Below are 17,985 nucleotides of genomic sequence, written 5' to 3'. Positions count from 1 at the left end.
GGAATAGGTGGTGTGGTGGGTGAGTGAGTATGGGGTGAGTGGGTGAGAGTGAATGTGGAGAGTGCTGGGGCCTGCGAGCTGGCTGTCGCAGGCCCCACGGCGACGCAGCGAGCACGACTGCGCCGCGGTCGCGCGGCGCAGCGGGTCAGTCGCGCGGGCGCTTGTCGTCGCCCGGCGTGCGGGTGCCGGGGACGGTCATGAGCGGGTGGCCGGAGAGCGCGAAGCCGATGAGCAGTCCGACGACGAAGATGAGCAGGTCGTGTACGAGAAACTCCTTGCAGGAGAGGATGAGTGGTGGCCGGTCCGTCGCGGGAGGGGTGTCACCGCGACGGACCGGGGATCGAGACTCGCGCGTTTTAGGCGGCGACGGTCTGGCGTGTGGGTGGGGTGACGAGGCCGAGCCAGACGCGGCATTCGGTGCAGAACCCGTCGTCGTGGATGGCGCGGATGCGGGTGCACCCTTCGCAGCGGGCCTGGCGTTGCCCGGCACCGGCCACCGGGCCACGACGGCGACGGGTCACAGGCTTGGCCTGTGCCGCACCGGTTTCGACGTCGGCCTTCGAGTCGGCGGCCTGCTCGATGTGTTCAGGCTGGGGAAGGTGTTCGTCGATGATGGCGGTCAGCCAGCGCGGCGCGCGGCGGCGTGTCTCAGCGAGCAGGGCGGGCGCGGCACCCGGGTAGGTGGTGGTCAGGAATCGGCAGTAGGTGCGGGCGAGATCGGTGGCGGTGAACCCGGTGGGGAGTTCGGGCAGGCGCGGGGTGCGGTCGTCGCTGCGGCAGGAGTCGCACAACCCGTCGTCGCTACGCCGCCGTCCACCGACGGAGTGGATGAGGCGCTGGTCGCGGGTGGAGCGTTCGATGAAGCAGGCGAGGCAGCGCCACCCCGAGATCGGGGTCATGGCTTCGTGGGTGTAGTCGACGCTGTCGCCGTGGAACGGCAACTGCGGCCGAAGGTCTCCGCGCACACCGGTGCGGGTGTCGGCGTAGGCGAGCGCGTTGTCGTGGGAGACGCGGCGACTGTGTTCGGCGGTCGCGGCGTCGTGGGTGTGCTGTTCGGCGACGTGGTGGACGAACTCGAGGTCCCACCGCGCCTGCACCTCCTCGTCGCTACGCGGCTGCGTGCCCTGCACCCGCAGCGACGGGGAGGGTGCGGGTTCGGCGAGCAGGCCGCGCTCGCGGAACCGCTGTTCGGTGGCGCGGGTCCTGGCGATCTCTCGGGCCATGGTGTCGCGGTGCAGGTTCTCGGCGATGTAGCCGGTGATCACGTCGGGCTCGATGGGCGCGGGTCGGCGCTTGCCGCGCGCGCGGACACGGGCGGTGATCTGTTCGGGTGTCATGCGGGACTTGTCGGTTGCCCGTGAGGGTGCGAGGTAGACGCGGGCGGGCGGGTTGCGCCACAGCCGGATCGAGGTCGGCGCGGTCTCGGCGGCAGTGAGTGGGGCGTAGTCGCGGAAGGCTTCCTCGTCGACGCTACTGCCGTTGGCGCGGGCACGCTGTTCCAGGATCGCGATCCGCTCGGCACGCTCGCGCACGTAGAGGCCGGGGTCGGTGTCGGGCAGCAGCCGCGCCAGCAGATCTCGCTTCGGTTCGTCGTAGCGGAAGGCGGCTTCCAGGCGCAGTAGCGCGGTGCGGAACGGGTAGAGGGTGAAGGTGTCGACCATGGCGTCGAGCACCTCGCGCTCACCGGGGGTGGCGTGGGTGAGTGCGGTGGTGAAGGTCCGGCGCGCGGCGCGGCGGTCGCTGGTGATGCTGTAGTCGAGGTGGGCGATGGCATCGAGGAAGGTGCTGGTTTCGGTCACGAGAGTTCGTCCTGTCGTCGATCGAATGGTGGGCGAGCACCCGCCGGGACCGTCACGGCCCCGATCGAACACGCGGGTGTCGGGCTGGTCGTGGGGACCAGCCGAGGGCGCAAGCACCGGGGCGGGCGGCGACGCGCGGGGCAGGGGCGGAACGCGCCGGGGCGTGCGCGCACGAATTCCCGCGCACACCACCGAAACCGGTGATGGAGATTAGGGTCGGCGCGCAGGGGAATTCGTGGGCGCCGGGCGCGGGCCGTCACGCGCGGCGCCGCCCGCCCCGGTAGCCCTCGGACGGCTGGTCGCCGCGACCGGCCGCCCGCCCCGCAACGCAACTCACCCCGCCCGGAACCGGGAGAGGGTTCCGGACGGGGTGAGTCGGCACGAGCAGGGTGGAGCGAGGTGATGAGCTCAGAATGGAGGCGCGTCGTCTCCGAAACTTGCGGCGGCCCCAGCCATCACCGGCTCCCGCCACGGATCCTCACCACGGGACGGGGAAGTCGCAGGCTGGCCGAATCCTGTGCTGGTGTCCGCGGCGGGGCCGCCGAACCCGTCGCGGTGCGCGGTCACGGCGCGGTCGGTGCGTGGCCCGCCGGATGTGCCGGCGGAGATTCGGGTGACGGTCGCGGTGGCGTAGCGCAACGAGGGGCCGATCTCGTCGACGTCGAGTTCGACGACGGTGCGTTTGTCGCCCTCGCGGGTGGTGAACGAGCGCTGCTTGAGTCTGCCCGTGACGATGACACGCGCTCCCCGCGAGAGGGATTCGGCGAGATTCTCCGCTGCCTGCCGCCACAGATTGCAGCGCAGGAACAACGGATCGCCGTCTTTCCACTCCCCGGCGGTGCGGTCGAAATACCGCGGTGTGGAAGCGACGGTGAAGTTCGCGACCGCCGCGCCGGCTGGAGTGAATCTGAGCTCTGGCGAGTCTGTCAGGTTTCCTATGACGGTCAGGACCGTGTCACCGGCCATGGGCGTTCTCCTCAATCATCAGCAACGGGGATTGGATGGAATACGAGACCGGCCCTGCCGGGATGTGGCAGGGCCGGGGTGTGGCTATTTGTCGATGGGGATGTCGTGGAAGTCGATGTCGCCGGCGGCGGCCTGTTCGACGTCGACCAACGCGAAATCGTCGTCGGGGGCGGCGATGTCGGCGAGCAGGTGCAAATACCGGGCGGCGGTTTCCGATCGTGTTCGCCACAGGCTCTTGTCCAGGGTGACTTCCCGGTTGGCCAGCACCATGCCCAGTGCGAGCACCCAGGCTCGGTTGGTCGACGCGGCACCGATCACCTTCACCAACTCCTCGGTCGACCAGCCGATGCCGAGCAGCTTGGTCACCAACTGCAACGCTCCCGGCGCCAGATTCCGCGCCAGGTACTCGGCCACGAAGTGCGCGGCCTGCACCGGCGGCTTGCTCCGCTGGACATACTTCGACAGGAATTCCTCACGCCGCTCAGCTGCGGCGACACCTCGCTTGTTCAGCTCCCGCACCCGGCGGCGCGCCAACCGTGCTTCTTTCCGCACCGCCGCAGCGCGTTCGGCCGCGGCCAGAGCCTCGTGCGGGTCAGCGGCCGGCGGAACAGGCCGCTGTAGTCCGGTGGTGTCGAGTTGGTCGGCGGGCAGGTAGTAGGCCGGGATCCAGCGATCACGCCAGGCGAGCCCGTCCGCGCGGCGCAGCCCGTCGCCGGGTTCGGTGTCGGGGTTGTGCTGGGTGTCCCAGTCGACGGTGTCGGGATCGACGAGCGCGCCGGTGGCGGTGTCGACCAGTTCCGCGTTTTCCTCGAGATCGACCCACACCAGCCACCGCGCCGGATCGGCGTACACGTCGTCATCGGTGACCGGTTCGCCGTCGGCGCGGGTGAGTTCGGTGGCGGGCAGGTAGGCGTCGTCGGGGCCGGGTTCGTCGGTGAGGATCCCGAATCCGTAGGCGGCGTAGGGGAGTGAGGCGTGGAGGCGACGGCGGGTTTCGTCGCGATCGGCGGCGATGGCCTTGGCCGTGTAGCTGAAGTTGTAGCGGGAGGTCGTGGTCAGTTTTTCGACGGCGTCGGTGTCGCCGAGGTTGTCGTAGTCGGCGATGACGGCGAGCTGGTCGAGGCTGTACTGGCCGGCATCGGCCAGCTCGCGTCCTGTCGCCGACCTGCCGACTGCGGCGAGCTTACGGACCTCGGCGCGTTTGGTCTGTTGCAGTCCTTTCGCGACCCGTGTCGGGGAGGCACCCAGGTCGAGCATGAGCGCGACTCCGGCGGTGTAGTCGGCCTGGGTCAACGGGATCCGGCGTTCGTTGAGGTTGATCTGCGTCATCGTGCGATCGATACGACGCTGCTTCGCATCGACGTCGGTGGGTGCGTCGGTGATCCACACCGGAACCCGGGTAAGGCCGACGGCTTGGGCGATCAACACCCGCACCTGGCCGTCGAGCACGTGGACCGACCCGTCGGGTTCGCGTTCGGCCAGCACCGGAGCGCCGACACCGAACTCGCGGATCGAGTCGGCCTGTTTTGGGTGCTCGGCGACGTCGAAGCCGGTGCGCACATTCTCCGCGATCACCAACTCCCGCGGATCCATGTACGCCGCGGTCGCATTCGGCGGAACCTCCAGCTCGGCCCCGCCGGCGGGGTGCGGGGCGCGCTCATTCTCGGCGGACTCGGCACTGGTCGCGGATTCCGCAACGGCGGCATCACCGAGGGGGGCGGGCGAGGCGGCGGCGGGTTCGATGTCGGGCACGACGGTGAGAGTGGTGGGGCTCAAAGGAGACCTCCTATGAGATGACGAACGGCGCGGCCCCACCGATATGAATAGCGATGGGACCGCGCCGATCTGGACGGTGAACCGGAACAGAGATGGGTCAGGCGGCTGCCTGACTCGAGGCGCGGGTGACGTTGATCGGGTGCAGGCGCAGCACGCCGTGCTCGTCGTCGAGATAGGCCCAGTGACGACCGCGCCACCCGGCGTGCTCGCCGCGCCAGCGGTCGGCGACAGCCGAATCCATCTCGGCGAGGACGACGGTGGTGCCCGCGGCGCCACGGTGTTCGAGTCGATCGAATTCCGCGCGGGACAGGGTCGGGACAGAGTTCGCGGACGGCATGAACAATCACCTTTCTGATCGGGAAAGAAAACGAGGAGACGGGAAAGAGGCGACGCTGGTCAGCGGTGCAGATCGATGCCGAGTGCGTCGGCGATGTCGTGTGCGTAGGTGACGACAGCACCGAGTCGGGATGGGGGTGTGCCGTCTCGCAGTGTGGTGTCGAGGGACCGGGCGAACCGATGCTGTGGGTCGGAGTCCAGGGCTGCGTCCAGCGCGATCGAGGCCAGCGCTCCATCGCCTCGGTGATAGGCCGAGAACGCCAGCAGAGCCGCGGCATGGGCGCGTTCGGGATCGGGCAGGCTGCGGGTGAGCAGCGCCCACAACCGTTCAGCCGCGTCGACACGGGCAGTGCCGGCCAGCCCGAGCAGGCAATGGCGCACGGTCGCTGTGCGTAAGGCCGCCGCGAGTGCGGCCATATCCGCCGGAGTCAGCGTCGAACCTGCGGCGAGCGTGTCGATGCGCTCGACCACCGTCGCGACGGTGGCGGTGATCTCGCTGGGCGCGTGCTGCGTGCGGATGCCGGTGTCGGCGGGCAGCAGTGAGCGGACCTGGTCGGCCAGCGCCGGGTCGGGCTCGATCAGGCGGGTCAGTTCCTCGCGTGACCGGCGGATCGGATGTCCCGCGACGACGAACGTGGCGGCAAGCGTGGTCGTGTCGGGGTCGGGCACGACGCCGGACTCGGTGGCATCGAGCAGGCTCCACCACGGCGCGCCTGCTGCGATCACGCGGGTCGCCCACGCCGAGGCGAGAACAACCCCGCGTGTGGTGAGGGCTCGGTCGAGGACCTCGAGGGTGTGGGTGTGCCTGCCAGGGGGCGCGGACGCTGGTTGCGCGGTGCTGTCGACGACGAGAACCAATACTGCCGAGGCGTTTTCGTTCGCGGCGACGGCGGCCAGTTGCGTCGCGACGGCGGTGAGCCGGTTGTCGCTGATGTGGAGGTCGTGGCGTGCGACGACTTTGATGCAGACCTCGTCGGCGGGAGGGCGGCGTTCGAGGAGCGCCACGACCAATGAATCGACGGGGTAGAAGCCGAGCAGGGCCGGCACGGCGGCGATGAATTCACCTGGGGCAGACATGCGTAGTGTCGTCGGCTGAGTCATGAACAATCCCTTCACTGGACAACGAATCGGAGACGGCCGACACAGCTGACTGGGGCGCGGGCAGCCAGGTCGGCGTGTCGCGGTCAGCTCATGAAGTGGTGGATGTCGTGGCCGCTGGTGATCAGGCGCGCGCGGCCGGTGGCGATCAACTCGTGCGGCAGCGCGGTGGTCGCACTGGTCACCGGCCCTGGCAATGCGAACACCGGAACCCGATGGCGCACAGCGTGCGCCGCGATCGTGGCGGGTTCACCGCCTGGTGTGGACTCGATGATCAGCACGGCCCTCGACAGCGCGGCCAACAGGCGAGTCTGGGCGCGGCGACGGGCCCGGGTCACCGACATACCGGGCGGGTATTCGGATACCAAAAGTCCGATGGTGGCGATGGTGGCGAGTAGCCCGGAATGTCCGGGCGGGTGAGCGACGTCGATCCCGGCCGCGAGAACCGCGACCGGATGGCCGTGAGCGGCGAGCCCGGCTTTGTGTGCGATCGCGGCGACGCCGTACGCGCTGCCCGCCACACCAGGCCAGCCCAGAGTGGTGAGTTCGGCGGCGATCCTGTCGGTGACGGTGCGGCCGTATCCGGTCGCGGCTCGGGAACCTGTGATGGTGATCGTCTGCTCGATGATGGTGTCGAGGCGGACAGGGCCGCGCAGGTAGAGCGCGAACGGGCTCGTTTGCGTGGCGCGGTGCAGCCGCGCCGACAGTGACCGCGGCCATTCGTCGTCGTCGCGGGTGACCACCCGGGCATCGAGTTCATTGAGGCGATCGACGTCGCGGCGCGCGAGGTCGCCCAGATCGGAAGGGGTCGGGAAACCGGTGTGTCCGCGGCGGATCCGATCGGCGATCTCGCTGGTGGGTCTGGACTGCCACAGCAGGCGTGTTCGGTGATCGCTGGTGGTGAGTGCGCGGGCGACGAGTGCTCGGTCCAGCAGGTCGCAGGTGCTGGTGTCGGTCACGAGGCCGGTCCCGCGCCGAGGTCGGTGACGATGTCGAGCGCGTCGCTTCCGCTGGCGGCCAGGTGCGCGATGTGCTCGCGCAGCAAGTGGTGGCAGCCGGTGGAGGTGGCTGAGTAGATCGGACCAGGGACCGCGGCGATGCGCCGTTGCAACCGCCGCGCCCACGACGCGGTGTCGAGGGTGCTCGACCGTGCACCGGCCTCACAGATCACCAGACCTGTCGAGAGGGCCGCGACGAGTCGATTACGTTCGGGGAAACGGGTTTTGGTCGGCGGGGAGCCGGGCGGATACTCGGAAACGATCAGCCCGCGTTCGGCGAGCTGATCGAACAGCGCTGTGTTTCCGGTCGGGTAGGCGCGGTCGATCCCGGTGGCCACGACCGCGATCGTGGGCGCCGACACCAGCAGCGCGGCCTGGTGGGCGGCGGTGTCGATGCCGTACCCGGCTCCACTGAGGACACACCAGCCGCGCTCGGCAAAGTAGGTCGCCATATCGTGGGCCACGTGGATGCCGTAGTCGGAGGCCGCCCGCGCCCCCGTCACTGCCACGGGGCGATCAACGCAGACGGTGAGCGCGAGCGGGCCGCGCACCCACAAGGCGACCGGGGCAGCGATGTTCGCGCGTTCGAGGTCGGCGACCGCGGCCGTCGGCCAATCGGGGTCCTCGGGAGTCAGAAGCATCGCCTCGACCGCGGCCGCGCGATCGAGATCGGCCACGGCCTGTGCGCGCAGATCGGGTGGAAGCTGGAACAGTTCGTGATCGGTGCACAACTGTTCGGCGACCTGCTCGACGTCGGTGTCAGCCAGAAGGGCCGACACCGCAAGGGAATTGGTCAACGCGGCGCGAGCAGCGACGGCCCACGCAAACCGCCGCTGCGCGCTCAACGGCGCGAAGCGTTCGTCGCAGGCAGGGGCGGAAGCGGACACGGCAATCTCCTGAGGAAGTCAATTGGGGGAGTCGATCAGCGCAGCGAGGCGGCGATCACGCAGCAGGGGCGGCGACCACGCAGCGCCGAAGCAAGCGGGTGTGCCGGACGGCCGGACGAGCCCTCTGCCGCTCTGGCGCATGACACCAGGCCAGCGCATCGGTGTTCGCAGTGGACGGCAGGGGCGAAAACTGGCCACTACCAGCCGATTGAGTCCGCGCCGCCCCGGGCGCGGGTCGCCTGGGAGAAGAACGGGCGTGTCCGGAGGGGTTGGACTGCGCCCGTTCTCGCACCCTTCGCCCTGCAACGGTGTGTAAACGCACCGTGATGATGACGGGGCGCATCGGGGTAGGGGATGGTGCGAGCCACCCGTGTATCCCCTCGATCCCCCGATCCCATCGCGAAGTCTAGACCTCACCGTTCGGCTCCGGCAGTGGTGAGCGGACTCCGACCACGACTGCTCGTGTCGTGGTCGCAGGGTGGAGAGTCGGTCGTGGGTGCTAGGTGAGGTGGGCTCCGGTGTCGTGGAGCAGGGTGCGCATCAGCCATCCGGCTTCCGCGCCGACGACGGTGTCGAGCACATCGCAGAACACGCGGCAGAACTCGGGCCCGTGCCCGGCAGCTGGGCGTGGTTGCAGGTGGTGAGCAAGCTCGTGCAGCACCAGCAGTTCTCGCACCGCATGCTCGCGCAGCGGGACCGCGACCGTGGCGGTCGCAGGCTCATAGTGCGCATAACGACTGCCGCGCCGCGCACGCACCCGCACCGCCACCGCTGCCCGCGGGTACCGGGCACGGATCGAGGGCAGCGCCATCACGGCTGCGAGGTATGCGGCCACGGATTCAACTGTGCCCAGGCGTCTTTCGACCGGCACACAGATCTGAGAGCCGAACACCTCGATGCTGCGTCCGGGAGCGCGATCGGCGAGATCGAACAGGGCACGCAGCCTGTGCTCGGCGTCGTAGACCTTGCGTCGCTGGCTATCACGTGGTCGTACGGTCACGACGGTAAACCTTTTCGCGGTCCGTCGATCTCGCCCAGACCGTGCAGGCGGGCGCGTTGCCCGTCGCGGTCACCGGCCTCGGCGGCGGCGGGTGCGTGGCCGCCTGCGCGGCGGTGCCCCGACCAGGTGCCTTTCGCGGTGGAGTGGGCGGTGTAGTAGTCGCGCAACTCGATGTCTTTGTCCCGCAACGCCAACGCCGTGCCCGCCCCGTCCGGAGAGGTGGGAGCGAGGGCGTCGGCGCGTGCCTGGTCGCGCTGGTCCCGTAGGCGTTGTCCGACGCGGGCGGCGAAGGCGCGCTGGTAGGCCAGCCGCGCGGTGACACCGGCGACCGGGTGGCGTTGGTGGGCCGCCGAGTGCAGGTAGGCGCGTGAGCCGCGCACCATCTGGGCGAGCAGGTGGGTGTAGAGCAGCTGGGTGGTGTCGATGTCGGAGCCGAGCCCGAAGGCGATCACCCAGGTCGAGTTGTGGGCGGCGTCCACGCGCACGTCGTTGGCGCGGGCGATGGCCACGAACAACTGCACATAGGTGGCCAGCCCCTTGGTGTGTTTGGCGCCGATCTCGATGCGCCGCATCCCCGGCATCGGACGGGCATGGCCGCGGTCGGCGGCAGCGGCGCGGGCCACCGCCAGGTCGATGGAATGCTGGGTCGCCAACTGCTGGGCGCGGGCGAGGAAGGCCTCGGCCTCGTGCGGATTGTCGGTGCCCTCGGCCTGGCGCATCAACGCACCGATGCGGGTGAGCAACCTGTCCGTATCCGCCATCATTCACCGTCCCCGGTGAACAGGGTGTGGGTGGCGATGATCGCGGCCAGCAGATCCAGGGGCTGATCACCGGTGTCGGTGGGTGCGGCGTCGCGGATCTTGCGGAGTTTGCGCAGCCGCGAGGCGGGGCGCAGTTCGACACCGAACATCTCCATGCTGTGCTCGCCGCCGGGTGCCCGGATCAGGGTGTAGTCCTCGATCGCGATCCACGCCTCGTACCAGGCCTCGGCCGGCTGGCCTTCACGCCGGCCCTCACCGGGCTCGGGATTCGGTGGCGCCCACAGTCGGCAGGTGCACTCCGGGTCGCCGCACGGGCGCCGACTCGGATGCCGGTTGTAGTGATCGGTCTGCCCGGACAGCATCGGGCATGCCCGTTTCGAATACAGACCGCACTCAGGGTGCAGCGCGGGTTCCGGGCCGATACCGCGCAAATAGTCACACGGCCGGATGTAGACCACCACCCACGGGCCGTCGAGGCGCCGACCACACACCTGACACAGGCTGTGCAGCCAGATCTGTTGCAGCCGCGCGGGATTCACCGCGCCCCACACTGGCTTGCCGGGGTCACGGTGGGTCATCGTGATGTAGGGGACGACCATGCCCGCCGAGACCGGCGCCTCGGCCATGTGCTGCGGAACCGGAACCGGGCTCGGGATGGCGCCGCCGGGAGTGTCGGGCATCGGGTACCTCCATTCGGATCGAAGAGGGGCGAAAGCGAGAGAGGAGGGGAGTGGTGCTGCGGTGAGCCGGGTCGGTCGCCGCGAGCACCGTCGTTTCCCTCGGGGCACGGTCGGAAGCCGTGACGTTCGGCTGGCGATTCCAAGCACGGGCGGGGTCCTGGTAGCACCTACTTCTCATGAGTGGCCGCCGAGCCGTGAGATTGGTGTTCGCGCAGTGCGCGATATGTGACGCGCACGAGCCGTTCGCGGAGTCGGTAGTCGGCGATGGCGTCGTTGAGCAGATCCAAAGGTTCGCCACCGACGACGGTGGCCATGGCGTGGGCGATACCGATTGCACGCCGGGTCGCGGCGATGTAGGGGGCGAGGGCGTCGAGTAAGACAGTGACCGTCTCGTCGCGGCTCAACGGGTGAGCGGTGGAATTGCCCACGGGTGCTATTCCTTTCGGGATCTCTGGCCCCCAGCCGTTGCCGCTCGGCCCGCCAGGAGCGCCACGATTGGTGGTCGGGCTGGTCAGTGGGTTTGCAGGCCGAACAGGTCGGCGTAGCGGTCGGCGCCGTCGAATTGCGGGCACGCGCAGCGAGGAAACGGATGTGTGCAGTCGGCGCAGTATCCGCAGTAGCCGCAGTGCGGGCCGAAGGGGTCGTCTTCGAATGCGCCGCAGTATTCGCAGAATCCGACGTAGTCGGTGTCAGCGCTGGCCCACTCGTGCATCAGGTAGCTGTCGTTGGAGTACCAGGTGCCACCGACCCAGTGCCCGTGGCGTTCGTTGAAGATGTAGGCCGGGTGTTTGTAGGCCGGATCGGTGGTCAAGATGACGACCTTGTTGGAGGCGAGCCAGTGCTCGAACCGCTCTCGCCCGGCCCAGCTGTCCAGCGACCCGAACGGTTTGGTGGGCAGGAAGTCCTCGGCCGCGATCCGGGTATCCGAGCGCGCGTCGCCCGCGGTGGGGTGCACGTTGTCGGGCAGGACTCCGTTATGGGCGAGCACGGTTCGCTGGTCGCCGCCGACGGTGAAGGGGTGGCAGTTGCTGGTGTCACGGTCACCGTGGGTGGCGTAGCGGGAGTGGAACAACGCCGGGCCGCCCGGATGCTTGGCGCGTTGTTCGGCGAATTCGGCGATCACCTGGTCGGGGTTCATGCCGTGCCCGACGAGGATCGTCTTGCCGGTGTGGATGGCGTAGCCGTGGCCGTGTGGGTTGGCCAGGGCCCCGCCGTGTAGGGCGTCGAGGTCGGGGTCCTGGCCGGGTTTGTAGAAGGTCAGGATGCACACGCGAGGGCCTCCAATTCGTCGGTCAGGCAGCGGTATTCGGGGCGGGCGGCCAGCCATGCGGTGAACGCGGCCCATTCCCAGCCACGGCGGCGGGCGATATCGGCGGCCGAAAGGGTGCGGGTGTATTCGACGGAGGCGTCGGCGAAGGCGAGCGCGGCCTGCACCTCCCGCGCGTCAAGAGAGCTGGCGAACACCCGCAGTTCGAAGGTGTCCTCGGGACAGACATTGATCGCCTGGTACCGGAATGCGCCTCCGGTTTCACCCTTGGCGTGGGCGGCGGCGTTGGCTCGGGCGCCGGGGTCGAATACCGCCCACTGCTCGGAGTCGCGGCGCGCCAGTACTTTGACGTGTGATTCGTTGCGGTAGACGAACTTCAACCACCGGTACGCGTGCGCGGGGGAGGAGAAGCCGGCGCGGGAGACGTGCACGTGGATGCCGACGCTGGTATCGGTGTAGGCTCCCAGCATCCGCAACCGGTGCAGCAGCGACCACGGAAACTGTTGGTGCGCAAACTCATACGACATCGGATGCGTGACGAGCTCGTATCCGCACGGCTGGATACTTCCATCCTCCTTTAGATAGCCAATGTCACCCAGCTGGTCGATGGCGAGCTCGACGGCTTCATCGAAAACGTCTCGGGGGGTTTTGATTTCCAGTTCCAGTCCGAGATACAGCGGTCCGGTGCCGTGGAAGTCGGGTTCGGGTTTGTAGCCGTAGGAGTGGACGCCACGATGATCGGGACGTTCGTTGGCGCAGGCGTCGCAGTAGTCCTCCCAGCAGCGGATGAGGATGTCGCAGCCGCCGCAACGGTGGTAGTCGGCGTCCTCGCACCGCCCGCACACATCCGCTCCGGATTCGGTCTCGTTGAGCCCGTCCGCGCGCGAGCCGCAGTCATCGCACACCAGGTAGCTGTCGGCGCAGTCGTCGCAGACCTCGCCATGGCCGATGACACGGACCAGGTCGCTGTCGAAGCGGTCGCAATCGCGGCACCGGCGCCAGCCGATCGAACAATCCGTGCACACGTCGGTGCCGCGCACGGTAGAGCGGCGCTCCCGTGTGGGGGTGGCGCAGTCGTCGCAGGTGTCGAGCCGGTCGGCGCACGCGCGACACAAATCATCGCCCTCGACCGTGAGGACGGTCGTGGTGTCGTCGATCGGGTGTGAACAGTCCTCACACCGCCGATCGGTGAGAGTAAATGCGGGCATACAGGATTCACGTCCTTCCAAAAAGTGGCGGGACACATGACGGCGCCCCGCTGCGGGCCGGGCTAGCGGCGCGAAGCGGGGCGCGAGAGGAAAGCGGTGCCATGCAGCTCGGGTCGAGCGGGCCTGGCGGTCGGGTCAGGTCAGCTGGATGCGGGGGCCGCGGTGGGAGCTGGCCTGGTCGGGGTGGGCAGGCAGGTGCAGTGGGAGAGGGCGTGGTGGCAGCCGAAGCACCAGCCGCAGCTGCGGCAGTAGCGGCTGGCGCGTTCGAGATCGCGATCCAGGCAGTACCCGCACACCGTCCGCCGCCGGGCCGGCCACCGCTGCTCGGGCGGCAGATAGGAGCGGTTGGAATACCAGACCCCGCCCACCCACTGCCCCGCGCGCTCACCGAACACGTAGGCCGTGTGGGCGTAGGCCGGGTCGACGGTCAAGATCACCAGCTTGCTCGACCCCAACCACCCCGCAAGCCCGCGAGCACCGGCCACGGTGTCGATCGGGCCGAACGGTTGCCTCGGCAAGTAGTCCTCGGCCGCGATCCGGGTATCCGAGCGCCGGTCATACGCGCGTGGATGTACCCGCTTGGGCAGGGTGCCGTTGTGCGCCAATACCGTTCGCGCATCGCCGCCGAGCCGGAATGGATGACAGTTGGATAGATCGACCGCGCCGCGGGTGGCGTAGCGGGAGTGGAACAACGCCGGGCCGTTCAGATGGTCGGCGCGGGTGCGGGCGAAGGTGTCGATCACGGTGTCGGCGTTCATGCCGTGCCCGGTGATGATGCGGCCGTCGGCGACGATCGCGAAGCCGTGACCGTCGGGATTCGCATCAGCCCCGAACCGCAGCGCGGCCGTGTCGATCGCAGCACCGGCGGGGTAGTAGGTCAGCAGGCACATTGGAGGGCCTCCATCTCCTGAGCCAGCGGCTGGTAGTCGGGGCGGGTGGTGACCCAGGTGGCGAAGCGGGCCCAGTCCCAGGCGCCGGCGCGGATGTCGGCGACCCGCAGGCCGCGGGTGTAGTCGATGGAGGCGGCGGTGAACGCGAGCGCGGCCTGTACCTGCTGCACATGCAGCGAGCTGGCGAACACCCGCACCTCCAGGGTGTTGCGCGGCAGCGGATTGATCGCCTGATACCGCTCCAGCCCCAGCGCGTGCTGCGGCCCCTTGGCCGTGTCGCGGGCACGCGCGCGGGCGGCGCTGTCGAACTGGGCGTAATGGGTGCGGCGGCGCGCCAACCGGGTGACCGCTTCCTCGTTGCGGTACAACAGTTTCAGCCATCGATACACGTGTGCCGGGTTGTCGAACCCGGCCCGGCTGGCGTGCACGTGCAGCCCCACTGACGTGTCGGCCTCACACCCCAGCCGGTGCAGTTGGTCGAGCAGCGGCCAGGGAAACGACTCGATCGCATACCGGTAGGAGAGGGGGTGAGTGACGAGCTCGAACCCGGACGGCCTGATGGAAGAGTCGCGTTTCAGATATCCGAGGCCGGCGAGGTGGTCGGTGGCCAGGGTGGCGCAGGTGTCGAAGCGGTGTTCGGGGACGATGATTTCCAGTTCGAGCCCCAGATACAGGGGTCCGGTGCCGTGGAAGTGGGGGTCGGGGCGGTAGGTGTAGTTCCACACCTTCCCGCGGGCGGTGCACCCGTCGCATCGGTGTCCGGGTTGGACGAGGGTGCCGCAATCTGGGCAGGCGCGGAGTCGGCTGGCGCAGGTCGGGCAGGCGCGGTGCCCGCCGGAGATGTAGCGGCTCTCGGCAGTGAACCGCCCGCAGCTGAAACACGCGGCGAACAACACGCTCGCGCACCGCGCGCACACCGGGTCATCGGTATCGGTGCGCAACTGGGGTCCGGTCAACTCCTGGCACGACACACACCTGGCCCACCCGGTCAGGCAGTGCGCGCACAACTCGGCCTCGTCGGCAGTGCGTGTCAACCGCAAGGAGGGGGTCCGGCAGTAGGCGCAGCGGGGTAGCTGTTGCCAACACGAGTCGCACACAGCGGAATTCGCGATGCACAGCTCCGTACCGGCTGCCGCGCCGTCGCAGACCGCGCACGGTGGACCCAAAATCGGATCGGTCATGAACGCACACACCCTCCACAACAGAAAAGCGCCGGCCGACAAGGGGAGTCGACCGGCGCGGGGACACGGACAGGAACAGGGGCAAGCAAGAACAAACGGTGAGCAGTCGATATGGACTACGGCCTTCGCTCAGGCGGCCAGGCTGCGACGGGCGTACTCGCAGTCGTCGGCGGGTTGGCCGTGGTGGCGGCCCGGACATTCGATAGATCGCAGGGCACGGTCGGCCACGGATAGGCGGGTGCGTGTCTTGGCTTCGAGATCGTCGATGCGGGACTTGGCGATTGCTTCGTAGTGCTCGTGCGAACCGGTCACCGACTCCAGCTCTGGGAATCCCGCCTGGATCCACATGCGCACGTAGAGGCCGAATCCGGCAGTGTTGAGCGGGGCTTCCTGGCTGGCTTGCATGACCGCGAGCGCGACCTCGGCCGCGGTCCCAGGAACAGGAGACAGACCTGCGGCCACGCGGTCGAGCAACTCACGGCAGTGCGAGCGGAACACGAACTCCTGGCGCATCCGCTCATGGGTCGGCATCAACAACCCGAACGAGTGATAGAGGGTGTTGCGGTGGCGCGGATGGCGGCGTTGCGCGCGGGCGATTTCGTTCTCGGCCCAGTCGATCTGCTCGAACACCGGCTCGAGATCGGACAGACACCGAGACACCACCGATGCGACATTCGCGACCTCGTCGAGCTGGCTTTCGGTCACGGGGGCTCCTTTCGACAGCAATGGGCAGTAGAGAAAAGGGGAGGCGAGACATGACCGCGAGTTGACGGCTGACGTCGCTTCCTCTGACCGCGATGTGCCGGATGCGGCGCCGCCGGATGGCGGGCGGTGGGCGTATCGTTGAACTGCGAGGCTCGGGTTGATCTCACCCAGAATTTTGGGAGATCCCGACATGAACGACCCCCGGGCGAGCAGGAGCGAACGTGGACCAGACGGCGGGAAGCTCGCTGGCCAACTGCGTCATTCGCGGGAAGTATTGGATCGCCGCCGCGCGGTCGAACGTCGGCGCGAACAGAATGTCAGCGACGCGGTGCGGGAGTATTGGTCTGCGTGGCAGGCGATTTCGACGATTGAACAGCGCCGCGACCGCCGCGTCCGTGCGTTGCGCGACAAGATCCGCCACCTCGAACAGGCCGCCGCAACTGAAATCGCGGTACACCACGACAGGCAGGCGGCGGCTGTGGCGCGCATGAACGAGCAGGGATGTAGCACCGACGACATCGCCGAACTGCTCGAAATCAGCGTCAAAGGCGCGCGCCAACTACTTGCCGCCGGGCGGGCAGAGCCTGAACCCGGTGTGCAGACGACACATCGTCAGAGCGAGCAGAGACTCAACGAGCCGCAGCGGTCTGCGGAATTGGCAGAGCGATCGCCGAAACCGGCATCCGGGCAATAGCCCGCCGAGCGGACCGGCGAGCCGACGGCCCGCCAGCAAGCTCGGCGTGGCGACGGTAGTGGCCTACGACTCGTGTCAGTGGAGATCACGCGTCGTTGAGATAACCCCCGGTGTTCCAGACGATCCCCTGGAAACCGCCCGGGGGCACCGGATGCCGCACCGGGATCCCGGCGGCCGGTGCGAAGGGCCAAAAGCACATGCCGCATCGATGGCAGTACACCCCGGCGCGCCACACCGCATAAGCCGCAGGCGCACCACGGCGAATTCGGGCCGACCGTCGCAGCCTCCGGAACGCAAACCACAAGATCAGTAGTGACGGCAGGGCGAGCAAGAGCGCAAGACCGAACATCCCTACCACGATCGCGGCAGTCGAGATGTCAGGATGTGGCCTGACCAGCACCACCACCGCGATGAGGAGATTCACTCCGGCCGGCACCCCTAAGGCCAAAGCCAGGGCAGTGAGGCGCCCGGCACCGCGGAACGCGGGCTCGGGCGCGAGCGATTGCGCGAGATGGCTGGATTGGGTTCGCTCAACGATGGACGAGCCGATTACCGGCACCAAACCTGCCGAGCTCACACCTACGCCGGAGTAGTAGTCGGTTCCATAAACCGTCGAGGTACCCGAAGCGCGGATCGCAGGAACGCTTTGCACACAGTCGTCGTATCCGCAAGAGGGACAAGTTGTATCGACGCTCATAGGGTTCCAATTCCCTCCGACCGCCGCTGCGCTGTGGAGATCGCCAGAGCAGGTGCGCAACAACGTCTCTGGTCGTGGCTGGTGTCGAGATAGTTGCGTCCATCGAACACCGCCATCCGGAACCTGTCGATAGGCAAAACGCACAGTTGTGTCACGCATCGTGCACAGACCTCCTCATCTGCGAGGGAAATGTGTTGCAGGTCACATGAATTGCGATAGAAGATGCCTGCACCGTCGTCTGCATGGAACTCGTGAGGTACACATCGCCGCTTGAGCGTGGTCTAGCGCGACACCCTCCTAGCGACCCGTCACGTGTGGTCCATTCATGTGCTGACGCCGTCAGCAGCAGCGATGGGATATTGACGGCGTCAGCAGAGAACAGGTATGTTTTTCGACGGAATATTGCGCGAAATCTCGTGAAATTCCTGTTTCTACCGGCGGAGACGTTGCATCGAACGTTTCAGCTCGACCTTTGTGAGGCAGGGGTTAGGGGTTCGATTCCCCTAGGCTCCACGAGTCCGGATAGGGCTGGTCTTCAACATTGTGCTGCGCTTATTGAATTCACGATCCATTCGAGGACGTCGGCCTGCTTCTCGTTCAGCCGTGCGGGGTTCGTACCATCTGCCCATGATGAACGGCACCGCGCCTCCTGGCTGACGATTCCTGACAGGCACTGCCAGCCGGTCTCCTTCGGGGACCGCGGGCAGGTGTCCGTGTCGGTAGGGGACATTCGCCGGGGCCTCGTCGGCAGGTTGCGGCCTTCGATGCGCTCGATGCCGTCGAGCATTCGCGTTGTCCGCTCGTCGATGGCCGAAAGAAACCTTGTCGAAGTGGATGCGCGGCGACTCGCGAATTTGACCGGCATCGTCGACCTCACCATGAGCCGCCTCGATTCGTCGTTGTTCGTCGGGACTCAACTGGAAGGCCGGCTGACCGGAATCGAGGCGGTGCTCGGACGCACGGTCGGCGTCAACCGGGTCCGAAATCGGCCATGATTTGTCCATGGTGCGGGGTCTGGTTCCGGTGGTCACGTTTCTGAAAA

19 protein-coding genes are annotated in these 17,985 nt (G+C 67.9%); 2 read left to right on the top strand and 17 right to left on the bottom strand.

Translation table 11 applies throughout. The features are described from left to right. Nucleotides 1–356 precede the first annotated feature (356 nt). The 16 genes from C5E41_RS17840 to C5E41_RS17760 all read right to left on the bottom strand — a co-directional run bounded on the left by C5E41_RS17840 (nt 357) and on the right by C5E41_RS17760 (nt 15,552). Nucleotides 357–1,799 (bottom strand): hypothetical protein, encoded by a 1,443-nt coding sequence (locus C5E41_RS17840; protein WP_104376933.1) that lies wholly within the window; start codon nt 1,797–1,799, stop codon nt 357–359. A 408-nt stretch (nt 1,800–2,207) separates the two neighbouring features. After that, entirely contained in the window at nt 2,208–2,765 is a 558-nt protein-coding gene (locus C5E41_RS17835) for a single-stranded DNA-binding protein (protein ID WP_104376932.1), read from the bottom strand. 84 nt (nt 2,766–2,849) lie between these two features. Beyond that, the gene (locus tag C5E41_RS17830; RefSeq protein ID WP_104376931.1) at nt 2,850–4,541 is read right to left on the bottom strand and encodes a ParB/RepB/Spo0J family partition protein; all 1,692 of its coding nucleotides are present in this window, start codon (nt 4,539–4,541) and stop codon (nt 2,850–2,852) included. A 97-nt stretch (nt 4,542–4,638) separates the two neighbouring features. Continuing rightward, nucleotides 4,639–4,878, bottom strand: a complete 240-nt coding sequence (locus tag C5E41_RS17825; protein WP_104376930.1) for a hypothetical protein — start codon at nt 4,876–4,878, stop codon at nt 4,639–4,641. Nucleotides 4,879–4,937: 59 nt separating this feature from the next. Continuing rightward, entirely contained in the window at nt 4,938–5,954 is a 1,017-nt protein-coding gene (locus tag C5E41_RS17820; RefSeq protein ID WP_181063288.1) for a DUF4192 domain-containing protein, read from the bottom strand. Nucleotides 5,955–6,061: 107 nt separating this feature from the next. Further along, complete coding sequence (locus C5E41_RS17815) at nt 6,062–6,934, bottom strand: DNA-processing protein DprA (RefSeq protein WP_181063287.1); 873 nt, start codon at nt 6,932–6,934, stop codon at nt 6,062–6,064. Further along, entirely contained in the window at nt 6,931–7,860 is a 930-nt protein-coding gene (gene dprA, locus C5E41_RS17810; protein WP_104376927.1) for a DNA-processing protein DprA, read from the bottom strand. The genes C5E41_RS17815 and dprA overlap by 4 nt, the downstream gene beginning before the upstream one ends. 499 nt (nt 7,861–8,359) lie before the next feature. Beyond that, nucleotides 8,360–8,860, bottom strand: coding sequence for a TIGR04338 family metallohydrolase (locus C5E41_RS17805; RefSeq protein ID WP_104376926.1), 501 nt, complete (start codon nt 8,858–8,860; stop codon nt 8,360–8,362). Continuing rightward, nucleotides 8,857–9,621 (bottom strand): DUF2786 domain-containing protein, encoded by a 765-nt coding sequence (locus C5E41_RS17800; RefSeq protein ID WP_104376925.1) that lies wholly within the window; start codon nt 9,619–9,621, stop codon nt 8,857–8,859. The genes C5E41_RS17805 and C5E41_RS17800 overlap by 4 nt, the downstream gene beginning before the upstream one ends. Then, nucleotides 9,621–10,301, bottom strand: a complete 681-nt coding sequence (locus tag C5E41_RS17795) for a hypothetical protein (RefSeq protein WP_104376924.1) — start codon at nt 10,299–10,301, stop codon at nt 9,621–9,623. Before C5E41_RS17795 ends, C5E41_RS17800 begins: the two co-directional genes overlap by 1 nt. Nucleotides 10,302–10,468: 167 nt before the next feature. Beyond that, nucleotides 10,469–10,729, bottom strand: coding sequence for a hypothetical protein (locus tag C5E41_RS17790; protein ID WP_104376923.1), 261 nt, complete (start codon nt 10,727–10,729; stop codon nt 10,469–10,471). 83 nt (nt 10,730–10,812) lie between these two features. Next, nucleotides 10,813–11,571, bottom strand: a complete 759-nt coding sequence (locus tag C5E41_RS17785) for a class II glutamine amidotransferase (RefSeq protein WP_104376922.1) — start codon at nt 11,569–11,571, stop codon at nt 10,813–10,815. Continuing rightward, nucleotides 11,559–12,776, bottom strand: coding sequence for a hypothetical protein (locus tag C5E41_RS17780; RefSeq protein ID WP_104376921.1), 1,218 nt, complete (start codon nt 12,774–12,776; stop codon nt 11,559–11,561). Before C5E41_RS17780 ends, C5E41_RS17785 begins: the two co-directional genes overlap by 13 nt. A gap of 140 nt (nt 12,777–12,916) precedes the next feature. Then, nucleotides 12,917–13,666 carry a class II glutamine amidotransferase gene (locus tag C5E41_RS17775; RefSeq protein ID WP_146097593.1) on the bottom strand — a complete coding sequence of 250 codons (750 nt, stop codon included), beginning with the start codon at nt 13,664–13,666 and terminating at the stop codon, nt 12,917–12,919. Continuing rightward, the gene (locus C5E41_RS17770) at nt 13,654–14,700 is read right to left on the bottom strand and encodes a hypothetical protein (protein ID WP_258081045.1); all 1,047 of its coding nucleotides are present in this window, start codon (nt 14,698–14,700) and stop codon (nt 13,654–13,656) included. The genes C5E41_RS17775 and C5E41_RS17770 overlap by 13 nt, the downstream gene beginning before the upstream one ends. 276 nt (nt 14,701–14,976) lie before the next feature. Continuing rightward, on the bottom strand, nt 14,977–15,552 hold the full coding sequence (locus C5E41_RS17760; protein ID WP_104376918.1) for a hypothetical protein: 576 nt from the start codon (nt 15,550–15,552) through the stop codon (nt 14,977–14,979). A gap of 190 nt (nt 15,553–15,742) precedes the next feature. Here C5E41_RS17760 and C5E41_RS17755 point away from each other — a divergent pair, with 190 nt between their 5' ends. Beyond that, complete coding sequence (locus C5E41_RS17755; protein ID WP_146097592.1) at nt 15,743–16,246, top strand: hypothetical protein; 504 nt, start codon at nt 15,743–15,745, stop codon at nt 16,244–16,246. An 85-nt stretch (nt 16,247–16,331) separates the two neighbouring features. Here the strand turns inward: C5E41_RS17755 and C5E41_RS17750 are convergent, their stop codons facing one another. Continuing rightward, complete coding sequence (locus C5E41_RS17750; protein WP_146097591.1) at nt 16,332–16,943, bottom strand: hypothetical protein; 612 nt, start codon at nt 16,941–16,943, stop codon at nt 16,332–16,334. Between the two features lie 773 nt (nt 16,944–17,716). On the opposite strand from C5E41_RS17750, the gene C5E41_RS33340 reads away from it, so the two are divergent. Beyond that, complete coding sequence (locus C5E41_RS33340; RefSeq protein WP_146097590.1) at nt 17,717–17,938, top strand: hypothetical protein; 222 nt, start codon at nt 17,717–17,719, stop codon at nt 17,936–17,938. Nucleotides 17,939–17,985: the final 47 nt, after the last annotated feature.

The organism is Nocardia nova (genome assembly GCF_002933465.1).
GTDB lineage: Bacteria > Actinomycetota > Actinomycetes > Mycobacteriales > Mycobacteriaceae > Nocardia > Nocardia nova_B.
This window is presented reverse-complemented; position numbering and strand designations above follow the sequence as displayed.